We start from the raw sequence: 440 nt of genomic DNA on the forward strand, positions 1-440 counted from the left end.
CCGTCGCAAGCGTAACCAGATGAATACCGCCCAAAGGTGCAAAGCCGGCAAGCGGGCTTTCTTTGACGATTTGCGAATAGCCGAGCGCACCCCAGCCGAAGCCGGTCAACAGGCGTTCGCGGGCAAATTCCGCCAGCGTCCACAAAATCGGCAAAACGATGCCGACCTTAACCCAACGCGGCAGATGAAACTTCTTCCACAACCAAAAACAGGCGGCAGGATACAGCGCGAGAAACGCCGGCAGCAGGAAAGTCAGCGGAATCGCGTATAAATTAGGCAGGCCGGAAACATCGTGCAGCGCGGTATGTATCCAATAAAACTGCGTCGTATAAGCAATCAGCCCAAACAGATAGGCGGTGGAAACAGCAAAGCGCGGACGCAGTTCAATCAGTCGGATCAGCGCGCCAAACAGCAAAGGCATCAGCCAAAAATGGTAATAA

Annotated in this window: 1 pseudogene; it reads right to left on the reverse strand. The window is 54.1% G+C overall.

What is annotated here, in order from left to right:
- Nucleotides 1-440, reverse strand: a pseudogene (locus ACTHUR_RS21200) (apolipoprotein N-acyltransferase); the annotation flags it as partial.

It is taken from the genome of Neisseria sp. P0021.S007, assembly GCF_051956855.1.